Origin of the sequence: Kaistia granuli DSM 23481, from assembly GCF_000380505.1 — a bacterium.
GTDB lineage: Bacteria > Pseudomonadota > Alphaproteobacteria > Rhizobiales > Kaistiaceae > Kaistia > Kaistia granuli.
This window is the reverse complement of record NZ_AQYH01000003.1, coordinates 58,002-79,971: the sequence shown is the minus strand read 5'-3', so window position 1 is coordinate 79,971 and position 21,970 is coordinate 58,002. Positions and strand designations below refer to the sequence as shown.

Below are 21,970 nucleotides of genomic sequence, written 5' to 3'. Positions count from 1 at the left end.
TTAGCCCGCGAAATGCGCGGCGATGGCGGCGCGGTCGAGCCCGCGCTCGCCGATCACGACGAGTCGGCCGGCATTGCCGCCGGGCGCGAAATAGGTGTCGACGCGGGGGCCGACCGCCTGCACGACGGCAGGCGCCGCCTTGCCGGCGACAGCCGCCCTGCCCTTGATGCGCAGCACGTTCGCTTCCGCCATGGCGGCGCGGACGCGCGACGCCAGCGCCTCGATCGAGGCCTGCTCGGCGACATCGACGATGAAGGTGTCGAAATCGTCGTGGTCGTGCTCCTCGCCCTCGAGGTCGTGATGGCTCTTGCGCTCGAAGGCGTCTTCCTCGGCCGCCGCGCCGACACCGAGCAGGATCTCGGCCGGCAGGCCGGAAGCCGTCGCGTGCACGACGCGCGCTTCCTTGCGAGCATCGCGGGCGACGATCTCGGCGACTTCCTCGAGCTGCCTGGCGTCGACGAGGTCGGTCTTGGAGAAGACGATGAGATCGGCGCAGGAGAGCTGGTCCTCGAACAATTCCTCGATCGGGTCCTCGTGGTCGAGCGACTCGTCGGCGGCGCGCTGGGCGGCGACCGCCTCCTCGTCATGCGCGAAGCGGCCGGCGGCGACGGCCTCGGCGTCGACCACAGTGATGACGCCGTCGATGGTGACGCGGTGGCGCACGGACGGCCAGGTGAAGGCGCGCACCAGCGGCTGCGGCAAGGCGAGACCCGACGTCTCGATGACGATGTGGTCCGGCGGGTTATCGCGTGCCAGCAGCGCCTCGATGGTCGGCAGGAAGTCGTCGGCGACCGTGCAGCAGATGCAGCCATTGGTGAGTTCGACGATGCTGTCGGGCTTGCAGTCGTCGACGCCGCAATCGGAGAGCAGCGAGCCATCAAAGCCCATGTCGCCGAACTCGTTGACGATGAGCGCGATACGGCGCCCCTTCGCGTCGGCGATCAGGTTGCGGATCAGCGTCGTCTTGCCGGCGCCGAGGAAGCCGGTGACGATGGTGGCGGGGATACGGGCGCTCAAAGGACGAACTCCAGGTTCGGATTGGGTTTCAGCCGCAGCGGCAGGCCGGCGGCGACGAGGAAGACGGTTTCGACGGCGGCGGCGATCTGTTGGTTCAGCCGCCCCTGCTCGTCGGCGAAGCGGCGGGCGAGCGCGTTCATCGGCACGATGCCGGAGCCGACCTCGTTCGAGACGAGGACGACCGGCCCGCGTGCAGTCCGAAGCACGTCAGCCAGACGTGCGCTCTCGGCCGCCACATCGCGCTCCGCTTCCATGATGTTGGAGAGCCAGAGCGTCAGGCAATCGACGAGGAGCACGCGGCCGGGGTCGGCGAGCGCTACCACGCGGTCAGTCAGCTCCAGCGGTTCCTCGATCGTCGTCCAGTCGCCGCCGCGCCGCGCGCGATGCATCGAAATCCGCGCCTGCATTTCAGCATCGCGGATCTCGGCGGTGGCGAGATAGGTGGCGGGAAGACCGGTGCGGGAGACGATCGCCTCGGCGAAGCGGCTCTTGCCGGAGCGAGCGCCGCCGAGGATCAGCGCCATGCGGGGCGCGGTTGTGGTCACGAGCTCATGCGGTCCGCGACAGGCGCTGATAGAGCCAGCCAGCGGCAACGCCCGATCCGGCCCAGAGCAGCGCGCTGACGACGAGCGACGCGGTGGCGAACTCGGCCGCCAGCACGGCGGGATAGGCGGCTTCCAGCGAGGGCGGCACCGGGGCGCCGATGACATGCGGCATCACGCCGATGACCAGGCCGGCCGCCTTCAACAGCCAGGACTGGCTGAACACGATCAGCGCGATGCCGATGGCGGACGCCGCCGCCGTGCCGAGCCACCAGACCTGGCGCGCCTCGAGGGCGCCGGCCGGGGTTCCCGGCAGTTCCGGCGTCAGGCCGAGCGAGGGCAGCAGCGCGGCGGCGAAGAAGCCGGCGACGCCCCAGAGCACGCCGGTGCGGGCGTTGATGGCGCCACCCCGGACCGACATCAGGCCGAGCAGCACGGCCGAGACGCCGACGCCCATCAGCAGGTTGGCGAGAAAAGTGTAGGCGGAGCGCTCGAAGCCGTCGGCCGGGCCCCATTCATCCGAATCGTGCTCATGCGCGGCGGCGTCGGTCGCGGCGGCCGGGGTTGCGTCATGCGCATGCGGCTCCGAGGTCGCGTGCTCGTGCGGCACGGCCTCGGCGGTCGCCGGTTCGGCGCTCTCGAAGGTCTCGGCGTGGAAGATCAGCGGCTCGGTGGTGAAGGCCTGGACGGCGGAGAGCGCCGCGGCCACGACCAAGCCCGCGCCGAAGGCGCTGATGATGATGGTCTTGAACATGTCTGATCCTATGGCGTCAGTGACAGGGCAGACCGAGGGAATGCCGCGTGTCGTGCGTCGCGTTGTGAATCAGGCTCGGCGCGGCGAAGCCGGTGCCGATGAACAGGAAAAGACCGAAGGCAATGGCGAACAGCGCCGGGACGAGGCGCGCCTGGGCGCTGGCCTGGGTACTTCCGGCGGAAATGGATGTCGGGGCAGAGCGAATCATAGCGTCTCCTTAGCCGTCCCACCGACGGCTTGCTGGTATGAGGCGCTGGCTGGTCTCCTGGCTCGCGGGTCGCTGCTTCCTCGACGCCTTCCCGGTTTCCCAGTGGCCATCGCGAGGTCGCTCGCCGCTTACAGTTGCGGGGGCAGCTTCGGACTTGGAACCCCGTAGAGGGTCATTCCGTACCGAATTCCCATTTCATCCCCCTGGACCTGGGGTCCATCGGGGGAACCGACGCAGGATCACGCTAGATTGATTGGGCTACAAGCGCAAGCCGCCGCTCATTTCGCAACCGGCGCGGTCTTCTTGCGCAGCTTGGCCCAGCGCCGCATCAGCGCCACTTCCGACTGCCGGCGCAATCGCCGCACCCGCGGAAAATCATGGGACAAGACGACCAGACCGATCGGTACCATCCAGAATCCGAGCACCGGTAGGAAGCCCAGCGTGCCGCCCAGCACGAATCCACTGCCGATCGCGACACGCGCGGCGCGGCTCTTGGGCAGGGAAATCGCCTTCTTGCCGAAACGGATCGATGCCATGCGGTCTGGTTTCTCCGGGGCCTGAACGGCTCGAAAGCCTTGAAACGGTGTATCGGCGCAACGTCTCGCCGCCGCTTTCGCTCCGTCCTTATGTGGATGGAGGGCCAATGATTGCAACGGCAACGGGCGCGCCGTCGGACCCTTCGAAACGAAAATCCCCGGCGAGCTGGCGCTCGTCGGGGATTGGATCGTCGCGGGCGGCGGCTTGTGCCGTCCGGGCTGGATCAGGCTGCGACAGTCGCCTTGGAGCGCCGACGCAGGATCAGCATCAGCAGCGGGAAAAGCCAGATCAGGATGGTGAAGACGCCCAGCCCGGCGGCGATCGGCCGCTCGAAGAAGTGCAGGACGCTGCCATCGCCCTTGATCATCGAGGTGATGAAGTTCTGCTCCAGCATCGGCCCGAGCACCATGCCGAGAATGGCGGGCGCGATCGGGATGTCGTTCTCCTCCATGAAGAATCCAATGATGCCGAACACCAGCATCATGACGATTCCGGCCATCGAGTTGGCGATGGCGAAGGAGCCGACGATGCAGAACATCAGGATCATCGGCATCAGCGTCGAGGGCGGGATCGAGAGGAGCGGCCGCGCCCCGCGGATCGCCAGCCATCCCAGCGGCAGCATGATCAGGTTTGCCAGGATGAAGACCATGAAGATCGCGTAGACGGTCTGCGGGTCGTTGATGAAGATCGTCGGACCGGGATTGATCCCCTTGATGTAGAGCACACCAATGACGATGGCCGTGATCGAATCGCCGGGGATGCCAAACACCAGGGCCGGGATCCAGGCACCGCTGACGGCGGAGTTGTTCGAGGCGCCCGCCTCGACCAGACCTTCGACATGGCCTGTGCCGAACTTCGCCTTCTGCTTCGAGAAGCGCTTGGAGATCGCATAGGAAATCCAGGCGGCAATATCGGCGCCGGCTCCCGGCAGGATGCCGAGCGCGGTTCCGGTGACGCTGCCGCGAACGGTCTGGACCGGATACTGCTTCAGGTTCTTCCACTGTGACCGGAAGATGCCGCCACCGTCGGAGCGCGGGATCTTCTGGCGCGGCGACGTCGCCGTGACGGTGCGCAGAACCTCGGACACAGCGAACAGACCGATCATCGCCGGGATGAACTGTATGCCGGCCATGAGCTCAAGATTGCCGAAGGAGAAGCGCGGCTCGCCCGAGGGGTTCTCCATGCCGATCGTCGCCACGAACAGGCCGATCAGCAGCGAGATCAGGCCACGCGTCGGCGAACCGGGATTGACGAAGACGGCGCAGGAAAGACCGAGCAGCACCAGCCAGAAATACTCTTCCGAGCTGAACTTCAGCGCGATCTCGGCGAGCGTCGGCGAGACCGTCATCAGGACGACAGCACCGAACAGGCCGCCGATGGCCGAGAAGACGAGTGCCGCGCCGAGCGCCTCGTCGCCCCTGCCGGATTGCGTCATCCGGTAGGCGTCCTCGACATAGGCGGCATTGGCCGGGGTGCCGGGCATGCGCAGCAGCGCCGCCGGAATGTCGCCGGCGAAGATCGCCATGGCCGTCGCCGTGACGATCGCCGCGATTGCCGGAACTGGATCCATGAAGAAGGTCATCGGCACCAGCAGCGCCGTTGCCATGGTGGCCGTCAGGCCGGGAATGGCGCCCACCAGCATGCCGAAGGCGGCGGATGCCAGGATGACCATGAGGACGTAGGGCTGGAAGACGAGTCCCGCAGCCTGTTCAAAGATCAGCATGCGTCACCCCAGGAATGAGAGAAATTCACTGCGCGGCAGCGGCACCATGAGAAGGCGCGAAAAGCCGTAATAAACCACCAGCGTCGTCACCGCGCTGGCGAGGATCGCTGTCAGCGGCCGAGTACGCAGGACAAGCATCATGGCCACCAGGCCGACGAAACTGACCGGGATGAAGCCGAGCGTCTCGGAGAACAGGATGTAGAAGACGATGACCGCCAGCGTCGCCAGTGCCGCCAGCGCCAGGCGTGGCGTGCGCACCCAGTCGGAGAGATGCGGCTTCAGCATGTCCGGCAGGTGCTTGAGGCTGGTGGCGATCATGAAGCCACCGAGCAGGATGGAACACCAGCCGATAAGTCGAGGCATGGTGCCTGCGCCATAGGCCTGTCCGGGAAGGGGCCCGAAATGGGCCGAGGCGAGAAGAAGGGCGATCCCGCCGAGGGCGGTCAGTACCCCGAGATGAAGTTCACTGAGCTTGATCATGGCCGTTCCGTGCAAGACCGGGGAGCACGGTCCCGGGGAACTGGCCCCCGGAACCGCGCCGCTAGCATGAGATCGGAAGATTGGCCGGCCGCTTATTTGGCGAGACCGGCTTCCTTCATGATCGTGCCGAGCGTCGCATCGTCTTCGGCGACGATGCGCGTGGTTTCCTTGCCGTCAGCCCAGCGCATGCCGAAGCCGCGCTCGTTCATGAACTTCTTGTATTCGGGGCTGTTGTAGGCCTTCTCGAGCGCCGCACCGAGCTTGGCCGCGACGTCCTCCGGCAGGCCCTTGGGCGCTGCCACCGTGCGCCAGACCGCGAGCGTCCAGTCGGAATCGACCGATTCCTTCAGCGTCGGCACATCCGGGAACAGATCCTGCCGCTCGGACGACATCGAGCCGAGTCCAACGACGCGCTTGGCGTCGATCATCGAACGGCCTTCGGCAAGCGCTGCCGGCACGAGGTCGACGCCGCCGGCCACCATGTCGGTGATGCCGGGTGCCGCGCCCTGGCTCGGAACCCACGTAACCTGGTCCGGCTTCAGGCCATGCGACATCATCCAGCCGGCGAGGCCGAGATGCCAGATACCGCCCTGGCCGGTGCCGGAGGCCTTGAAGGTGCCGGCCGGCTTTTCCTTGATAGCCGCAAGCAGGTCCGGAAGCGTCTTGTACGGCGAGTCCACAGACACCATGACGCTGCCCGGATCGGCATTGACCATGGCGAGGAAGTCGAAGTCCTTGTAGGTCAGGTCCGTCAGGCCCTGCCAGTGCATCATGTCGATCTCGATTGTCGCGATGCCGATGGTGTAGCCATCCGGCTTAGCCGTCGCGATGGCGCTGTGGCCGACGACGCCCGAACCACCGGTGCGGTTGACGACATTGACCGGAACGCCGAGTTCCTGCTGCAGCATGGTGCCGATGATGCGCGCCACCGCATCGGTGCCGCCGCCCGCACCCCAGGGAACGATCATCTGGATCGGTCGCTCGGGATAGGCGGACTGCGCCATGGCCGGAACGGTCAGGGCGGTCGAGGCCAGCGCCAGCGCGGAGCAAAGGAGCGTACGTCTCAGCATGGTTTCCTCCCAGAATGCTGATGATGATCTACCAGCGCGTCCGAGCCACTTTGCTGCGAAGGCTGGCAAATCCGTTCCCTATGCGGGACGAACCTGAGAATATTTAGACGGACCGATAGTCTGTCAACGCAAACATCATATGACTAAACGGAAAGACCCGGCGTTTTCCCGCATTTCCAGGCAGGTTCTCGCCATACAATCTACGAATCATATGACGATGCGGAATGCTGTGTGACTGCAGGTCGGCGGCCGCAATGATCGGGAAAACCGATGAAAAATGATGAATCGACGACCCTGGACCGGGAAGCTCAACCGGAGGTGCGACCCGACGCTCGGCACAGGCCGCCAGCGAGCAGGAAACGAGCGCGGCGTGCGGCGGGTTGCGCGCCGGGAGCGCTGCGAGATCAGCGCGAGCCGCAGGCCGGAAACAATCAAGGGGTCCGACGGCTTGCCATCGAACCCCTTGATCAAAACTGGCTCCGCGAGTTGGACTCGAACCAACGACCCGGTGATTAACAGTCACCTGCTCTACCAACTGAGCTATCGCGGAACAGCGTGCGCGGCCCCTCTCCCTTGCCTCGCTGCCGAGGCTCGGAAACAATCAAGGGGCCAGATGGCAATCCACCTAACCCCTTGATCAAAACTGGCTCCGCGAGTTGGACTCGAACCAACGACCCGGTGATTAACAGTCACCTGCTCTACCAACTGAGCTATCGCGGAACAGCGTCGCCGCTGCTGTGAGCGAGGCTATAGCAAAGCCTGCGCCGGCTTGCAAAGTCCTAAAACGCCGCTTTTGGAGCCGGATCCGGTCCGGACCGTCAAAACGCTGTGTTCCTGCGGGTTTGGCGTGGGGATAACTCGCGCGGGAACAGCGGATTCATGGGGCAAGGGGCTCGGGCGAACGTGAGTTGGATTCGATGATGAAGTGGTTTGGCGAGGAATGGACGAACATCCGTTGGGCCTCCCCGTCGAGATAGGGACCTCCCCATGCACCGGCCGATAGCCCTCACCTCGTCGCGCCACCCTCGCCGTCATCCCGGGCTTGGCCCGGGATCCATTCAGCGCGGTTGGCTGGAAGATAGGCCCGACGCGTTCGGCGGCGTGCCGTTTGACCCGCCTCCCTTCAAGTACGGTTGAATGGATCCCGGATCTCCGCTGCGCTGCGTCCGGGATGACGGCGAGTGTTAGAATTCCGGCGGGGGGAAATTCGGATGCGCTCTATCGGCAAATCAGTCCGGGCTCCGCCCTCTCCACCGTCTGCCGTCATTCCTGCGCAAGCAGGAATCCATGCAAACGTCAGCACGGGCGCGGCCGAAGGCCCGCTCGTCCTACTTTGCCGACATCGTCTCGCGCAGGCGCTGGACCGCCTCGCGTACCAGCGGGTCGAGGCCGGCGCCGCCGGCTTCGAGATGGGCGACGATGCCCGCGCGCATGCGCGGGTCCCAGAACTTCTTCAGATGCTCGGCGATCGCCGCCGGGGCTTTCGCCTCGCCCTGGCTGGCGAAGAACTTGCCGATCTGGTTCGCCATGTAGACGAGCTTGTCGGACGATCGGTCAGACGACATGGGCGACCGTTTCCTGCGTGATGCGATGGGGATGGGTGAAGACCTCGAAGCCGTCGCTGCGTGCAATGGCGACGAGGGTGATGCCGGCCGCCTTCGCCGTGCGGACGGCGAGCGCCGTCGGGGCGGAGACGGCGACGATCAGCGGCGCGCCGATCATGGCCGTCTTCTGCACCATCTCGACCGAGACGCGGCTTGTCAGAACCACCATGCCCGAGGACGCGTCGACGCCGGTGCGGGCCAGGGCACCACAGAGCTTGTCGAGCGCGTTGTGACGGCCGACATCCTCGCGCAGCGCGACGACGCCCTCGCCCGGCTGGACGAAGGCGGCAGCGTGCATGGCGCGGGTCTCGCCGTTGAGGATCTGCAACGGCGCGAGCGCCGCCAGCGCGCTGCGGATTTCGCTCGCGGTGACGCGCAGCGTCTCGCCGACCCGCGGCAGCACGCGCATCGCCTCCGTCAGGCTGTCGATGCCACAAAGGCCGCAGCCGGTCGGCCCGGCAAGATAGCGCCTGCGACTCGCCAGCGCCTCGGCGCGCCGGGCGGCGAGCCACATGCGCAGCTCGACGCCGATATCCTGCTCGACGATCTCGAAGCGCTCGATCTCGGAAATCTCGGCAACGATGCCTTCGGTGAGGCTGAAGCCAAAGGCAAAATCCTCGAGATCGCAGGGCGTCGCCATCATCACGGCCTGCGTGCTGCCGTCATAGCTCAGGGCGACCGCGATCTCTTCGGGAATAGCGCGCTCACCCTCCGCCGCGCCATCGGCGCGCCAGAGCGTGCGGGCAACGCGGAGGAAGGGCGGTTGCATGCCCTACTCCGCCGCCTCGACGATAGGCTCGATCCGGCGGCTGGTGCGCGCCTGCTCGTCATAGCTCTCCTGCCAGGCGGTCGGCCCGTTGGAGGGCATGACCTGCACCGCTGTCACCTTGTATTCCGGGCAATTCGTGGCCCAGTCGGAGAAGTCGGTGGTGACGACATTCGCCTGGGTGCCCGGATGGTGGAAGGTCGTGTAGACGACGCCCGGCGCGACGCGCTCGGTGATCAGCGCGCGCAGGCTCGTTTCGCCCGAGCGGCTGGCGAGCTTCACCCACTGGCCGTCATGGACGCCGCGCTGCTCGGCGTCATGCGGATGGATCTCCAGCCGGTCCTCGCCATGCCAGACGACATTCGCGGTGCGCCGCGTCTGCGCGCCGACATTGTACTGCGACAGGATCCGGCCGGTGGTGAGAAGCAGCGGGAAGCGCGGGCCGGTCCGCTCGTCGGTCGCGACATATTCAGTCACCATGAAGCGGCCCTTGCCGCGCACGAAGCCGTCGACATGCATGACCGGCGTGCCATGCGGCGCGTGCTCGTTGCAAGGCCACTGCACCGAGCCCTCGGCCTCCAGCTTGGCATAGGAGACGCCGGCGAAGCTCGGCGTCAGCCGGGCGATCTCGTCCATGATCTCGGACGGGTGCGCATATGCCATCGAGAAGCCCATGGCATTGGCGAGGTCGATCGTGATCTCCCAATCGGCCTTGCCGGATTTCGACGGCATCACCTTGCGCACGCGCTGGATGCGGCGCTCGGCATTGGTGAAGGTGCCGTCTTTCTCCAGGAAGGTCGAGCCCGGCAGGAAGACATGGGCGTAGTTGGCCGTCTCGTTCAGGAACAGGTCCTGCACGACGACGCATTCCATGGCGGCGAGGCCAGCCGCGACATGCCGGGTGTCGGGATCGGACTGCAGGATGTCCTCGCCCTGGACGTAGAGGCCTTTGAAGACGCCGTCGACGGCGGCATCGAGCATGTTGGGGATGCGCAGGCCCGGTTCATGATCGAGCGGCACGCCCCAGAGCGCTTCGAACAGGGCGCGCGTCTCGTCGCCCGAAACGTGGCGATAGCCGGAGAGCTCGTGCGGGAACGAACCCATGTCGCAGGCGCCCTGCACGTTGTTCTGGCCGCGCAACGGATTCACGCCGACGCCCGGGCGGCCGATATTGCCTGTCGCCATGGCGAGGTTGGCAATCGCCATCACCGTCGTCGATCCCTGGCTGTGCTCGGTGACGCCGAGGCCGTAATAGATCGCGCCATTGCCGCCGGTGGCGTAGAGCCGGGCGGCGGCACGGATATCCTCGGCCGGCACGCCGGACAATTCGGAGATCGCCTCCGGACTGTTGCGCGGATCGGCGACGAAGGCAGCCCAGTCCTGGAACTCATCCCAGTCGCAGCGCTCACGAACGAAATGCTCGTCGGCCAATCCTTCGGTGACGACGACATGGGCGAGCGCCGTCAGCACGGCGACATTGGTGCCGGGGCGGAGCGGCAGGTGATAGGACGCCTCGACATGCGGCATGCGCACCAGGTCGATCCGGCGCGGATCGAGCACGATCAGCTTGGCGCCCTCGCGAAGCCGCTTCTTCATGCGCGAGCCGAAGACGGGATGGGCGTCGGTCGGATTGGCGCCGATCAGCAGGATGACGTCGGAGTGCTCGACCGAGTCGAAGTCCTGCGTGCCGGCCGAGGTGCCATAGGTCTGGCTCAGGCCGTAGCCGGTCGGCGAATGGCAGACGCGGGCGCAGGTATCGACATTGTTGTTGCCGAAGCCGCCGCGGATCAGCTTCTGGACGAGGAAGGTTTCCTCGTTGGTGCAGCGCGACGAGGTGATGCCGCCAATGGCGAGGCGGCCATATTTCGCCTGGATGCGCTTGAACTCCGACGCCGTGTGGGCAATCGCCTCTTCCCAGGACACTTCGCGCCAGGGGTCGGTGATGCTTACGCGGATCATCGGATTGAGGATGCGCTCTTTGTGGCTGGCATAGCCCCACGCGAAGCGGCCCTTGACGCAGGAGTGGCCCCGGTTCGCCTTGCCGTCCTTCCACGGCACCATGCGCACGACCTCATTGCCGCGCATCTCGGCCTTGAAGGTGCAGCCGACGCCGCAATAGGCGCAGGTGGTGATCACGGAATGCTCGGGCTGGCCGATCTCGATCACCGACTTCTCCGTCAGCGTCGCCGTCGGGCAGGCCTGCACGCAGGCGCCGCAGGAGACGCATTCCGAACCGAGGAAGCTTTCCTCCATGCCGGGCGAGACGACGGAGTCAAAACCGCGACCGGCGATCGTCAGAGCGAAAGTGCCCTGCACCTCCTCGCAGGCCCTAACGCAGCGCGAGCAGACGATGCACTTGGACGGATCGTAGGTGAAATAGGGGTTCGACTCGTCGAGACCCGGGTTCGGATGGTTGTGCCCCTCATGGCCATAGCGGACGTCGCGCAGGCCGACCGCGCCGGCCATGTCCTGCAGCTCGCAATCGCCATTCGCGGCGCAGGTCAGGCAGTCGAGCGGATGGTCGGAGATGTAGAGTTCCATCACGCCCTTGCGCAGGCGCTTCAGCCGCTCCGTCTGCGTCTTCACCACCATGCCCGGCATCACCGGCGTGGTGCAGGAGGCGGGCGTCCCCGCCCTGCCCTCGATCTCGACCAGGCAGAGCCGGCACGAGCCAAAGGCATCGACCATGTCGGTGGCACAGAGCTTCGGGATTTCGGTGCCCATCTCCATCGCGGCGCGCATGATGGAGGTGCCCTCCGGCACGGTCATCGTTTCGCCGTCGATGGTGAGCGTCACCATCGTGTCCGACTTCGAACGCGGCGTGCCGTAGTCGATCTCGTGGATGAGCGACATGGCGGTCTCCTAGCGTGCGTCTTCGAGGATCGGCGCGGCCGCGCCAAAATCCTCGGGGAAATGGTGGAGCGCACTCATGACAGGATAGGGCGTAAAGCCGCCAAGTGCACAGAGCGATCCGAATTTCATCGTGTGGCAGAGGTCTTCCAGCACGACGAGGTTCTTCTCGCGCTCCTGGCCCTCGATGATCCGGTCGACGGTCTCGACGCCCCGCGTCGAGCCAATGCGGCAGGGCGTGCACTTGCCGCAGGATTCGAGCGCGCAGAACTCCATGGCGAAGCGCGCCTGCCTGGCCATGTCGACCGTGTCATCGAAGACGACGATACCGCCATGGCCGATCAGGCCGTCGCGCGCGGCGAACGCCTCGTAGTCGAACGGCGTATCGAACAGCGCGCGCGGGAAATAAGCGCCGAGCGGGCCGCCAACCTGCACGGCGCGCACTGGACGACCGCTCGCCGTGCCACCGCCGATGTCGTCGACCAGTTCGCCGAGCGTGACGCCGAAGGCGGTCTCGTAAAGGCCGCCATGCTTCACATTGCCGGCGATCTGGATCGGCATCGTGCCGCGCGAGCGGCCCATGCCGAAATCGCGATAGGCGGTCGCGCCCTCGGCCAGCACATAGGGCACCGTCGCCAGCGAAATGACGTTGTTGACGACGGTCGGCTTGCCGAACAGGCCCTTGTGCGCCGGCAGCGGCGGCTTGGCGCGAACGACGCCGCGCCGGCCCTCGAGGCTCTCGAGCAGCGCCGTCTCCTCACCGCAGACATAGGCGCCCGCGCCGACCCGCACCTCGATATCGAAGTCGCGATCGGAGCCGGCGACCGAACGGCCGAGATAGCCGCCGCGCCGCGCGGCGCGAACCGCCTCGTCCATCGCGGCGACAGCGTGGGGATATTCGGAACGGATATAGACGAAGCCCTTGCTGGCGCCGACCGCGAGCGCCGCGATCGTCATGCCCTCGATCAGAACGAAGGGGTCACCTTCCATGATCATACGGTCGGCGAAGGTGCCGCTGTCACCTTCGTCGGCGTTGCAGACGATGTATTTCTGCGTCGCTTCGGTGGCGGCGACCGTGCGCCACTTGATGCCGGTCGGGAAGCCGGCGCCGCCGCGTCCGCGCAGGCCGGACTGGACGACCTCCTCGATCGTCGCCTCGGCCCCGAGCGCCAGCGCCCGCTCCAGCCCCTTGTAGCCGCCATGGGCGCGATAATCGGCGAGCGAGCGCGGATCGACGATGCCGCAGCGCGCGAAAGTCAGCCGCGTCTGCCGCTTCAGCCACGGAATGTCTTCCGTCGGACCAAGCAGCAGCGCGTGCGGTTCGCCCGCCAGCATGGCATCAAGCAGGGCCGGCACGTCATCCGGCGCGACCGGGCCATAGGCCACGCGCCCCTGCCCCGTCTCCACTTCGACCATCGGCTCCAGCCAGAACAGGCCGCGCGAGCCATTGCGCACGATGTCGAGGGACAGACCCTTTGCCCTGGCGGCCGCCGAGAAGGCCTCGGCGACGTCGTCGGCGCCGACCGCGATGGCGGCGGCGTCGGCCGGAATATAGAGGCGAGCGCTCATCGCTGTGCCTCCGCGACCAGCCGGTCGAGCCGCGCCTCGCTGAGCCGTCCGACCAGCTTGCCGTCGAGCATCGCCGACGGCGCCGTGGCGCAAAGACCGAGGCAATAGGTGGGTTCCAAGGTGACCTGGCCGTCCGCCGTCGTCTCGCCGAGCGTGATGCCGAGCGCGGCCTCCGCGCGGGCAGCGAGCGCGTCGCCGCCCATCGACTGGCAGGCCTCGGCGCGGCAGAGCTTCAGAACATGGCGGCCGGCCGGCTTGCGGCGGAAGTCGTGGTAGAAGGTGACGACGCCGTGGATTTCAGCCCGCGTGAGGTTCAGCGCCTCGGCGATCATCGGCTCGACCGTCTCCGGCACGAAGCCGAACGCCGCCTGGATGGCATGCAGGATCGGCAGCGCCGGGCCTTCACGATCGGCATGAGCGGCGATGATTTCAGAGGCGCGCGCCGCGCTCCATGGCTCGTAGGACGTCACTGCTGCGATCACTCAAAAATTAGAATCGTCGCAAGGTGCCGCTTATCCGGCGAGCAATCAACCGCTCGATGGCAGGGAGGGCATTGTGCCCTGCCTCGCTGCGCCTGGTTTCCACGTCGCAAGGCGCGGGCCCGCGACGTGGCTTCGGCTGGCTGCCATCAAGATTGCCCACCGCTGTCGCGACGGAGACGGCACAAGCACCTAGGAAATCGCCACTCCTCACCCCACCCCTCGCCCAGTTGCGGGAAAGGGTTGGGGTGAAGGTTTGCTGCGCTTCCGTCATCGAGCCCTGAAGGGCAGCAAGAGGCGTCAGATCTCGACGCCGTAAATCGTCCTGGCGCGCTCGGCGCTCAGGTAGCCGTTCTTGATGTCGTCGAGCACCGCCGCGCGGTCGCGCTTCTTCGGATCGCCGTAGCCGCCGCCATTGCCGGTGACGACGCGGACGACATCGCCCTTGTTGAGCTCGATGCCGGTGGCGAAGGAATAGCGCTTGCGGCTGCCGTCCGACTTGATGACGTCGACATGGTTGCCGGTGCCCTCATGGCCGCCTTCCATGCCCCAGGGCATGATGCGCGAACGCGTGTAGCCGCAGGTGAGGAAGTTGCCGTCGGCGCGAACGCGGTAGTCCATGCGGATACCCTTGCCGCCGCGCCACTGGCCCTCGCCGCCCTCTTCCGGGTTCAACGCCAGCTGGTCGACATAGAGGCCGTAGCGGGCCTCGGCGATCTCGGCCGGGCAGTTGAAGGTCTCGCCGTGGAAGCCGGAGAAGATCGCGTTGTTGCCGTCGCGTCCGGGCATCGCGCCCCAGCCGCCGAGCTCCGGCTCGACGATGGTGAAGTGGCGGCCGGTGTCCGGGTGCGGACCGCCGAGCACGGTGCCGCAGATCGAGGCGAAGCTGCCGGCGGAGAGCTTTTCCGGCAGGTGCTGCGCCAGGCAGCGCAGGATCAGGTCGAAGACGCGGATCTCGACCTCGTAGTAGAATCCGTGCGCCGCGGGCTCCTGCGCATCGAAGATCGAGCCGGGCCGCGTCTTGACGACGAGCGGCCGGAACGAGCCGCCATTCGCCGGCGCGCTGACGTCGGTGATCGCCTTGATCGCCATCTGGCACGAGACGACGACGCCATCGCGGCTGGCGTTGCTGGGGGTCAGCGTCTGGTCGGGATTGTCGGTGAGATCAACGATGAACTCATCGTCGGTGATCTCGACCGTCACCTTGTAGATCTGGCCGCTGTCCTGCTCCTCGGCGAAGGAGAACTTGCCCTTCGGCAGTTCCTTCAACGCCTTCAGCGTGACCTGCTCACCATAGTCCATGAAGTGCTTCATGGCGGCGATGAAGGTTCCCTTGCCGTATTTGGCGACGAGGTCGAGGATGCGCTTCTCGCCGATGCGGACCGCGGCGATCGCCGCCCACATATCGCCCTTCAGGAATTCCGGCAGGCGCGAATTCACCGTCATCAGATCCATGACGGACTGGTTCGACACGCCCTTCTCGATGATCTTGATCGCCGGAATGCGGAGGCCTTCCTGATAGATCTCCTTGGCGTCGGTCGACATCGAGCCCGGAACCATGCCGCCGACATCGTTCCAATGCGCGATGTTCGCGGTCCAGGCGACGATCTCGCCCTCGGCGAACACCGGCATCACCAGCACCACGTCGTTCAGATGCGTCACGCCGCCATAGAACGGATCGTTGGTGACAAACACGTCGCCCGGATAGATCGAGGTGACGGGGTGCTTGCGCAGGATCGCCTTCGCCGCCTTGTCGAGCACACCGATGAAGGACGGGATGCCAGCGCCGGAGGACGCGATCTCGCCGTCGGCGGCGCAGATGCCGGTGCCCATGTCGAGCACCTCGTAGATGATGGCGCTCATCGCCGTCTTGCGCATCGCCGCGAACATCTCGTCCGAAATCGCCTGCAGCGAGTTCTGGATGATGTCGAAGGTGACGGGATCGTGCGACGGGGTGGTCATTGTCTGGCTGCTCATGTCAGGCCCCCAGTTCGATATGGGTGTTGCCATAGGCGTCGATGGAAACGCGGTTGCCGGGGTGGATCACCACGGTCGTGCCGGAATCCTCGAGGATGGCCGGGCCGCTGAAGCGCATTCCGGGCTCCAGCTTCGCCAGGTCGTAGATCGTCGCCTCGTGCACGCCCTCGAGCGCATAGTCGACGTCACGGCGGCTCTTCACCGCCTGGTCGAGTGTCGCGCCCGTCGTCGGCAGCGCGTTCATCTCGAGTTTGCCGACTTCGGCGGAGGCGACGAGATGCAGGCCGACGATCTCCACCGGCGCGTCGAGGCGATAGGTGTATTCGCGCTCATAGGCCGTATGGAAGCGATCGATCATCGCCTGGATCGACGCCGCATCGACGGTCGCGCTGGTGAACTCGACCTCGACCGCGTGCTCCTGGTTCTGGTAGCGGCACTTGATGAAGGGAACGAGCTTCACCTTGTCGGCCGCGACGCCCTCCTTGGCGAACTGCTCGACGGCGCGCAGCTTCGTCTCGTGCAGCAGCGCTTCGAGCGCAGCCGAACGAGCGTCGCTTTGCTCGATCAGGCGCGACACGAAGAAGTCGCGGCGCAGATCCGACATCATCATGCCCCAGGCCGAGAAGACAGACGCGCCGCGCGGGATCACGACCTTCTTCATGCCGAGCTCGGTGGCGAGCGCCACCGCGTGCATGGCGCCGCCGCCGCCGAAGGCGACCAGCGTGAAGTCGCGCGGGTCATGGCCGCGGTTGAGCGAGACCAGCTTCAGCGCGTTGATCATGTTGTTGTTGGCGATGCGCAGGATGCCACGCGCCGCCTCGATCGGCGAAAGGCCGAGCTTTTCAGCCAGTGCGTTCAGCGCGCCGTCGACCGCCTTCATGTCGGCGGTGATGGTGCCGCCGCAGAAATAGTCCTTGTCGATACGGCCGAGCGCGAGGTTGGCGTCGGTCGTCGTCGCCTGCGTGCCGCCGCGCGCATAGGCCGCCGGGCCGGGCATCGCGCCGGCCGATTGCGGGCCGACATGCAGCTTGCCGAAATCATCGACCCAGGCGATCGAGCCGCCGCCATTGCCGATCTCGACGAGGTCGACCACCGGCACCATGATCGGATAGCCGGACGCGGTGCGGTCGCGCTCGATCCAGTAGTCGGTCATGATCTTCACATGGCCGTTCTCGATCAGCGAGCACTTCGCCGTGGTGCCGCCGATGTCGAGCGCCAGCACGTTCTTCTCGCCGAGGATACGGCCGAGCTCGGCCGCCCCCCAGAAGCCCGACGCCGGGCCGCTCTCGACCATGGTGATCGGGATCTCGCGGGTGGCCGCGAGCGAGTCGACGCCGCAGTTCGACTGCATGACGTAGAGCTGGCCGCCAAAGTCCTTCGAGGCGAGCCCGTCCTCGAGCCGGCCGAGATAGCGGCTGGCGACCGGCTGCACATAGGCCGACAGCACCGCCGTGGAGGCGCGCTCATACTCGCGCCATTCGCGGGTGATCTGGTGCGAGGCGACGACGGACACTTCCGGCCAGAGCCTGCGCACCTCGGCCGCGACCGCCTGCTCGTGCCGGGGATCGGCATAGGAGTGCAGCAGGCAGATGGCGATTGCCTCGACGCCCTCGGCACGGAAATCCTCGAGGATCGCCGGCAGGCCTTCGAGCTCGAGCGGCGAGCGCTCGGCGCCCGTATAGGCGATGCGGCCCGGCACTTCGCGGCAGAGATAGCGCGGCACGAAGGGCTCGGGCTTCACATATTGCAGGTTGAAGAAGTCGGGCCGGTTGCCGCGCGCGATCTCCAGCACGTCGCGAAAACCCTCGGTCGTGATCAGCGCCGTCTTGGCGCCCTTGCGCTCGGTCAGCGCATTGATGACGACGGTGGTGCCATGCGCGAAGAAGGCGATGTCAGCCGGGTCGACCTCGGCCTTGGCGAGCACGTTCAGAACGCCCTGCTCGAAGTTCGGCGGCGTCGTGTCGGATTTCGCGGTGCGGACGGTCTGGCGGCCGGTAGCATTGTCCGTCTCGAAATAGACGAGATCGGTGAAGGTGCCGCCGACGTCGGTGGCGACGCGGATCGTCTTGTCGCTCATCTCAGTTCTTTCCCTCGCTGAGCTGCGATGCCTGCTCGGTCACCGTGGCGGCCAGGATGCCAATCGCCGCGAAGGGGCGCAGCGCCATGGCGCGCTCGACCTTCTCGGGCGTGTAGGCGCCGGTCTTGTCGAGGATGTTGATGGTGCCGATCACCTCACCGCCGAACACGACGGGCACGTTGATGCAGGAGCCGCAGCCGAGCTGCTCGATCAGCTCATAGTCATGGAAGACCGTCGCGATCTCTTCGATCGTGTTGGCGACATAGGGCTTCTTCTCGCCGATCACCAGATCGTTCCACTTGCCGGCGGCCGACTGCTTGTAGCCGGAGGTCGGGTACTCGAACGGATGATTGGAATAGAGCCGGCGCGACATGCCGGAGGCGATGTCGGCGTTCATGACGGTGAAGATGATGGCGCCGACTTCGCGCTGGTAGAGTTCCTCGACCTTGGCGAGCGTCGCGGTCGGCTGGTCGCCGGCGCCGAGCGCCGCGATGAGATCATCCCATGCCGCGCGATCCGACACGGGATCGGCCTGCTTCACGATAGTGCTCATTTTCAGATCCTTCCTATTCGGCCCCGGCGGGAACATTCGTTCCGGCTCGGATTTCGGCGCGCAATGCGGCCTCGGCCTCCGTGACGACGGGAATGGCTCCGATCAGTTCGCGCGTATAGGCGCTCTTGGGATCGGAGAAGATGGCCTCGACCGGGCCCGTCTCGACGAGGCGTCCCTTCTGGAACACGCTCACCCGGTCGGCGATCGCCCGCACGACCGCGAGGTCATGCGTGATGAAGAGGTAGGTCAGTCCGCGCTCCTGGCGCAGCCGCTGCAGCAGCTGAAGCACGCGCGCCTGCACCAGCACGTCGAGCGCCGAGGTCGGCTCGTCGAGCACCAGCAGCTCCGGCTCGCAGGCGAGCGCGCGGGCAATCGCGATGCGCTGGCGCTGGCCGCCGGAAAGGCCGCGCGGCGAGCGTCGGGCGTGCGCCGCTTCGAGCCCGACTTCCTCGAGCAGAGCGGCGACGCTCGCATTGCGCTCGCTCTTTTTTCCGAGATTGTGCACGTCGAGCGGCAGGCGGATCGAAGCGCCGACGCTGCGGCGCGGATTGAGCGCCGAGAGCGGGTTCTGCTGCACCAGCTGGATGGCGCGCTTCTGGTCGCGCGTCCGGCTGCGGCCGAGCGGCTTGCCGTTGAAACGGATCTCGCCCGACGTCGCGCCAAGCAGGCCCAGCACCAGATTGGCGAGCGTCGTCTTGCCGGAGCCGCTCTCGCCGACGATGGCGTGGCATTCGCCCCGCTCGAAGGCGATCGAGACGTCGGAGAGCGCCGCGACGCTGTGGCCATCGGCGGAGAACGTCTTGCCGAGACGGTCGAGTTCGAGGATCGGCGCGCTCATGTCACGGGTCATGCGAAGGCCTCCGTCGGCTCGCCGCAGCCTTCATGCGTGATCAGCGGGTTCTCGAAATCGGGGCTGCGCTCCGGCAGGTCCGGCAGACCACCGCCGGAAATCTTCGGGATCGCGGCGAGCAGCGCCCGCGTATAGGGATGGCGCGGATCGTTGAAGAGCTGCGCCGTCGTGCCGTGCTCGACGATTCGGCCGCGATAGATGACATAGACGCGGTCGGCGAATTCGCGCACGACGCCGAGATTGTGCGAGATCAGCAGCACCGAGGTGCCGGTCCGCTCGGTCATCTCATGCATCAGCTTCAGCGTCTGCGCCTGCACCGTCACGTCGAGAGCCGTGCCCGGCTCGTCGGCGATCAGGAGCTGCGGCCGGTTGGCGAGCGCCATCGCGATCATGACGCGCTGGTTCATGCCGCCGGAGAGCTGGAAGGCATAGGAATCGAGCGCCCGCTTCGGATCGGGGATCGAGACCTCGGCCAGCGCCGCCTCGGCGCGCCGGTCGGCCTCGGCCTTGGCGATCGAGCGGTCGCCGGAGCGGAGCACGTCGCGGAACTGGCCGCGGATCTTGAAGGTCGGGTTGAGCGCCGAGGTCGGGTCCTGGAAGATCATGGCGACGCGATTGCCCCGCCGCCGGGCGATCTCCTTGCCGCCCTTGGCCGCATCGATGCCGTCGAACCAGATCGAACCGGAGACATGGGTGCGCTTCTGATCCTGAAGCAGTCCCATGGCGAGGCGCGCCGTCACCGACTTGCCGGAGCCACTCTCGCCAACGAGCGCGACCTTCTCGCCGGCGCGGATATGCATCGAGATACCGTGCAGCACCTCGGTGGCATGATGGCGATCGCCAAAGGCGAGACGCAGGTCGCGGACGGTCAGGACCGGCTTCTGGGGGTTGATCTCCATCATCTCAACCCTCCGCCTCGAAGGCTTCACGCAGGCCGTCGCCGACCAGGTTGAAGCCGAGCACGACGAGCAGGATGGCGATCGCCGGGAACACCGTCAGCCACCAGGCGTCGGGCATGTATTTCGCGCCATCGGCCACCATCGAACCCAAGTCCGGGGTCGGCGGCTGCACGCCGAGGCCAAGGAAGGACAGCGACGACGCCATCAGGATGACGAAGCCGACATCGAGCGTCATCTTGGTCAGGATCGACGGCCAGCAATTCGGCAGGATCTCGCGGAACAGGATGTGCGCGGTCGAGGCGCCGACGGTCTCGGCGGCCAGTACATAGCCTTCCTGCGCCTCGGCGCGGGTGACGTTGTAGATGAGGCGCGCATACCAGGGCCACCACATGGCGGTGATCGCGAGCATGCCGTTCAGCAGCGTCGGCTCCAGAAAGCCCATGATCGCCATGGCGAGCACCAGCGGCGGCACGGCGAGGAACACGTCGGTGATCCGCATCAGGATGTAGTCGGTCCAGCCGCCCTTGTAGCCGGCGACGAGCCCGACGATGACGCCGATCGGCACCGCGATGGCGAGCACCACGATCGCCATGATCAGCGACAGGCGATAGCCGAAGAGGATGCGGGTAAACAGGTCGCGGCCGATCATGTCGGTGCCGAACCAGAAGGCGCCGCTCGGCGCCGCCGTCATCGCCGTGAAATCGCCGGTCGGGCCGACATGGTCCGGATAGGGCGTGACGAAGGGCGCGAAGATCGCAAGCCCAACGATCGCCACGACAATGACGAGCCCGAGCAGCGACAGCGGGTCGGCGCTGAACGCCGTCCAGGCCCTGGAGCGGCCGCGCGTGCGAGCGGCCATGACGGGGCTATCGGGTTCCGACATGACTCAGGCCCTCCCCGCCGCGAGACGGATGCGCGGATTGATGATGTTGACCAGGATGTCGACGATGATGTTGACGATCAGGAAGGCGGCGGCAATCACCAGCACGGTGCCGACGATGGCGTCGAGATCCTTGCGCAGGATCACCTCGACGCCGTAGCGCGACAGGCCGGGCCAGCCGAACACCTTCTCGACGAGAAAGGCATTGCCGAGCATGGCCGCGAATTCGAGGCCTAGAATGGTGAGGGTCGGGATCAGCGCCGGCCGGAAGGCGTAGCGCGTGGCGATCCGGCGCGCCGGGAAGCCATAGGCGCGCGCCATCTCGACATAGGGCCGCTCATAGACCTCGTTCATGTTCGAGCGCGTCAGTCGCGCCGTCTGGCCGAGGCCGGACATCGCGAGCGCCAGGGCCGGCAGGATCAGGTGGTGCAGCGCGTCGAGGAAACCGGCGCCGTTGCCGGCGATCGCCATGTCGACCAGCATGAAGCCGGTGACAGCGGGCGCGGCAGTGACCGACTGGCTGAGTTGCCCTTCGATCGGGAACCAGCCCCAGAAATAGCCGAGCACCAGCTGCAGGATGACGCCCCAGACGAAGGCTGGCGTGCAGACGCCAAGCAACGAGATCAGCCGGCCGACATGATCGGGGAAGCGCCCGCGGTAGTGGGCGGAGAGAATGCCGATCGGCAGGCCGATCAGCACCATCAGGATGCCGGAGACGAAGACCAGTTCGAGCGTCGCCGGCAGGAATTGCGCGATGTCGGTCGTCACCGGACGGTTGGTGTAGAGCGACTTGCCGAGATCGCCGGTCGCGACCGACTTGACGAACTCCCAGTACTGCACCGGCAGAGGCGCATCGAGATGGCGCTCGAGCCGGAGTGCGGCGACCTGCTCGGCCGTCGCATTGGGGCCGAGCGCGATACGCGCGGGGTCACCCGGCATGACGCGGGCGATGGCGAAGATCAGCATCGAAATGCCGATCATCACGATCAGAGCGGCGCCAAGCCGATGCAGAAGGGATCTGAGGATGTTCGACATGGATCTACCACTCGGCCTGTCGTTCGCCCGCGCCAATCGCGCATCGGCCGGTCAAAGGTCGCGGGCGAGACCGCCCGCGACGATTTCAATCGGGAAGCCC

General features: G+C 66.4%; 20 protein-coding genes, 2 tRNA genes and 1 riboswitch. All 22 genes read right to left on the bottom strand.

Annotated features, from left to right (window positions below; translation table 11 throughout):
- Nucleotides 1-1,017, bottom strand: coding sequence for a cobalamin biosynthesis protein CobW (gene cobW, locus G342_RS0102755; protein WP_018181573.1), 1,017 nt, complete (start codon nucleotides 1,015-1,017; stop codon nucleotides 1-3).
- A complete protein-coding gene (gene cobU, locus G342_RS0102750; RefSeq protein ID WP_026304051.1) occupies nucleotides 1,014-1,562 on the bottom strand; it encodes a bifunctional adenosylcobinamide kinase/adenosylcobinamide-phosphate guanylyltransferase in 549 nt (182 codons plus the stop codon). Before cobU ends, cobW begins: the two co-directional genes overlap by 4 nt.
- 4 nt (nucleotides 1,563-1,566) lie before the next feature.
- A complete protein-coding gene (locus G342_RS0102745) occupies nucleotides 1,567-2,313 on the bottom strand; it encodes a CbtA family protein (RefSeq protein ID WP_018181571.1) in 747 nt (248 codons plus the stop codon).
- A gap of 16 nt (nucleotides 2,314-2,329) precedes the next feature.
- Nucleotides 2,330-2,521: a CbtB domain-containing protein gene (locus G342_RS0102740; protein ID WP_018181570.1), complete on the bottom strand. Its 192-nt coding sequence runs from the start codon at nucleotides 2,519-2,521 to the stop codon at nucleotides 2,330-2,332.
- A 30-nt stretch (nucleotides 2,522-2,551) separates the two neighbouring features.
- A riboswitch (cobalamin riboswitch) is annotated at nucleotides 2,552-2,769 on the bottom strand.
- 30 nt (nucleotides 2,770-2,799) lie between these two features.
- Entirely contained in the window at nucleotides 2,800-3,057 is a 258-nt protein-coding gene (locus G342_RS0102735; protein ID WP_018181569.1) for a hypothetical protein, read from the bottom strand.
- Nucleotides 3,058-3,281: 224 nt separating this feature from the next.
- A complete protein-coding gene (locus G342_RS0102730) occupies nucleotides 3,282-4,781 on the bottom strand; it encodes a tripartite tricarboxylate transporter permease (RefSeq protein WP_018181568.1) in 1,500 nt (499 codons plus the stop codon).
- 3 nt (nucleotides 4,782-4,784) lie between these two features.
- Complete coding sequence (locus tag G342_RS0102725) at nucleotides 4,785-5,261, bottom strand: tripartite tricarboxylate transporter TctB family protein (protein WP_018181567.1); 477 nt, start codon at nucleotides 5,259-5,261, stop codon at nucleotides 4,785-4,787.
- A 92-nt stretch (nucleotides 5,262-5,353) separates the two neighbouring features.
- Nucleotides 5,354-6,331, bottom strand: coding sequence for a Bug family tripartite tricarboxylate transporter substrate binding protein (locus G342_RS0102720; RefSeq protein WP_018181566.1), 978 nt, complete (start codon nucleotides 6,329-6,331; stop codon nucleotides 5,354-5,356).
- A gap of 474 nt (nucleotides 6,332-6,805) precedes the next feature.
- Nucleotides 6,806-6,881: transfer RNA gene (locus G342_RS0102715), tRNA-Asn, on the bottom strand.
- A gap of 94 nt (nucleotides 6,882-6,975) precedes the next feature.
- Nucleotides 6,976-7,051, bottom strand: a tRNA-Asn gene (locus tag G342_RS0102710).
- A gap of 608 nt (nucleotides 7,052-7,659) precedes the next feature.
- Nucleotides 7,660-7,896 carry a formate dehydrogenase subunit delta gene (locus G342_RS0102705; RefSeq protein WP_018181565.1) on the bottom strand — a complete coding sequence of 79 codons (237 nt, stop codon included), beginning with the start codon at nucleotides 7,894-7,896 and terminating at the stop codon, nucleotides 7,660-7,662.
- Nucleotides 7,886-8,704, bottom strand: coding sequence for a formate dehydrogenase accessory sulfurtransferase FdhD (gene fdhD, locus G342_RS0102700; protein WP_018181564.1), 819 nt, complete (start codon nucleotides 8,702-8,704; stop codon nucleotides 7,886-7,888). Before fdhD ends, G342_RS0102705 begins: the two co-directional genes overlap by 11 nt.
- A 3-nt stretch (nucleotides 8,705-8,707) precedes the next feature.
- A complete protein-coding gene (gene fdhF, locus G342_RS0102695) occupies nucleotides 8,708-11,554 on the bottom strand; it encodes a formate dehydrogenase subunit alpha (protein WP_018181563.1) in 2,847 nt (948 codons plus the stop codon).
- Between the two features lie 9 nt (nucleotides 11,555-11,563).
- Complete coding sequence (locus tag G342_RS0102690) at nucleotides 11,564-13,120, bottom strand: formate dehydrogenase beta subunit (RefSeq protein WP_018181562.1); 1,557 nt, start codon at nucleotides 13,118-13,120, stop codon at nucleotides 11,564-11,566.
- Nucleotides 13,117-13,590: a formate dehydrogenase subunit gamma gene (locus G342_RS0102685; protein WP_018181561.1), complete on the bottom strand. Its 474-nt coding sequence runs from the start codon at nucleotides 13,588-13,590 to the stop codon at nucleotides 13,117-13,119. Before G342_RS0102685 ends, G342_RS0102690 begins: the two co-directional genes overlap by 4 nt.
- Nucleotides 13,591-13,899: 309 nt before the next feature.
- Nucleotides 13,900-15,576: a hydantoinase B/oxoprolinase family protein gene (locus G342_RS0102680; RefSeq protein ID WP_245557201.1), complete on the bottom strand. Its 1,677-nt coding sequence runs from the start codon at nucleotides 15,574-15,576 to the stop codon at nucleotides 13,900-13,902.
- Between the two features lies 1 nt (nucleotide 15,577).
- Nucleotides 15,578-17,653 (bottom strand): hydantoinase/oxoprolinase family protein, encoded by a 2,076-nt coding sequence (locus G342_RS0102675; protein ID WP_018181559.1) that lies wholly within the window; start codon nucleotides 17,651-17,653, stop codon nucleotides 15,578-15,580.
- 1 nt (nucleotide 17,654) lies between these two features.
- Nucleotides 17,655-18,206 (bottom strand): GAF domain-containing protein, encoded by a 552-nt coding sequence (locus G342_RS23010; protein ID WP_018181558.1) that lies wholly within the window; start codon nucleotides 18,204-18,206, stop codon nucleotides 17,655-17,657.
- A 13-nt stretch (nucleotides 18,207-18,219) separates the two neighbouring features.
- Nucleotides 18,220-19,056: an ABC transporter ATP-binding protein gene (locus G342_RS0102665; RefSeq protein ID WP_018181557.1), complete on the bottom strand. Its 837-nt coding sequence runs from the start codon at nucleotides 19,054-19,056 to the stop codon at nucleotides 18,220-18,222.
- Complete coding sequence (locus G342_RS0102660; RefSeq protein ID WP_018181556.1) at nucleotides 19,053-19,958, bottom strand: ABC transporter ATP-binding protein; 906 nt, start codon at nucleotides 19,956-19,958, stop codon at nucleotides 19,053-19,055. Before G342_RS0102660 ends, G342_RS0102665 begins: the two co-directional genes overlap by 4 nt.
- A gap of 1 nt (nucleotide 19,959) precedes the next feature.
- Complete coding sequence (locus tag G342_RS0102655; RefSeq protein ID WP_245557200.1) at nucleotides 19,960-20,838, bottom strand: ABC transporter permease; 879 nt, start codon at nucleotides 20,836-20,838, stop codon at nucleotides 19,960-19,962.
- A gap of 3 nt (nucleotides 20,839-20,841) precedes the next feature.
- Nucleotides 20,842-21,870, bottom strand: coding sequence for an ABC transporter permease (locus G342_RS0102650; RefSeq protein ID WP_018181554.1), 1,029 nt, complete (start codon nucleotides 21,868-21,870; stop codon nucleotides 20,842-20,844).
- Nucleotides 21,871-21,970 lie beyond the last annotated feature (100 nt).

Bases quoted from the DNA above. Each gene is read 5' to 3' on its own strand.
- G342_RS0102745 (WP_018181571.1), bottom strand. From the start codon at position 2,313: ATGTTCAAGACCATCATCATCAGCGCCTTCGGCGCGGGCTTGGTCGTG.
- G342_RS0102740 (WP_018181570.1), bottom strand. From the start codon at position 2,521: ATGATTCGCTCTGCCCCGACATCCATTTCCGCCGGAAGTACCCAGGCC.
- G342_RS0102735 (WP_018181569.1), bottom strand. From the start codon at position 3,057: ATGGCATCGATCCGTTTCGGCAAGAAGGCGATTTCCCTGCCCAAGAGC.
- G342_RS0102730 (WP_018181568.1), bottom strand. From the start codon at position 4,781: ATGCTGATCTTTGAACAGGCTGCGGGACTCGTCTTCCAGCCCTACGTC.
- G342_RS0102725 (WP_018181567.1), bottom strand. From the start codon at position 5,261: ATGATCAAGCTCAGTGAACTTCATCTCGGGGTACTGACCGCCCTCGGC.
- G342_RS0102720 (WP_018181566.1), bottom strand. From the start codon at position 6,331: ATGCTGAGACGTACGCTCCTTTGCTCCGCGCTGGCGCTGGCCTCGACC.
- G342_RS0102705 (WP_018181565.1), bottom strand. From the start codon at position 7,896: ATGTCGTCTGACCGATCGTCCGACAAGCTCGTCTACATGGCGAACCAG.
- fdhD (WP_018181564.1), bottom strand. From the start codon at position 8,704: ATGCAACCGCCCTTCCTCCGCGTTGCCCGCACGCTCTGGCGCGCCGAT.
- fdhF (WP_018181563.1), bottom strand. From the start codon at position 11,554: ATGTCGCTCATCCACGAGATCGACTACGGCACGCCGCGTTCGAAGTCG.
- G342_RS0102690 (WP_018181562.1), bottom strand. From the start codon at position 13,120: ATGAGCGCTCGCCTCTATATTCCGGCCGACGCCGCCGCCATCGCGGTC.
- G342_RS0102680 (WP_245557201.1), bottom strand. From the start codon at position 15,576: ATGAGCAGCCAGACAATGACCACCCCGTCGCACGATCCCGTCACCTTC.
- G342_RS0102675 (WP_018181559.1), bottom strand. From the start codon at position 17,653: ATGAGCGACAAGACGATCCGCGTCGCCACCGACGTCGGCGGCACCTTC.
- G342_RS23010 (WP_018181558.1), bottom strand. From the start codon at position 18,206: ATGAGCACTATCGTGAAGCAGGCCGATCCCGTGTCGGATCGCGCGGCA.
- G342_RS0102665 (WP_018181557.1), bottom strand. From the start codon at position 19,056: ATGACCCGTGACATGAGCGCGCCGATCCTCGAACTCGACCGTCTCGGC.
- G342_RS0102660 (WP_018181556.1), bottom strand. From the start codon at position 19,958: ATGATGGAGATCAACCCCCAGAAGCCGGTCCTGACCGTCCGCGACCTG.
- G342_RS0102655 (WP_245557200.1), bottom strand. From the start codon at position 20,838: ATGTCGGAACCCGATAGCCCCGTCATGGCCGCTCGCACGCGCGGCCGC.
- G342_RS0102650 (WP_018181554.1), bottom strand. From the start codon at position 21,870: ATGTCGAACATCCTCAGATCCCTTCTGCATCGGCTTGGCGCCGCTCTG.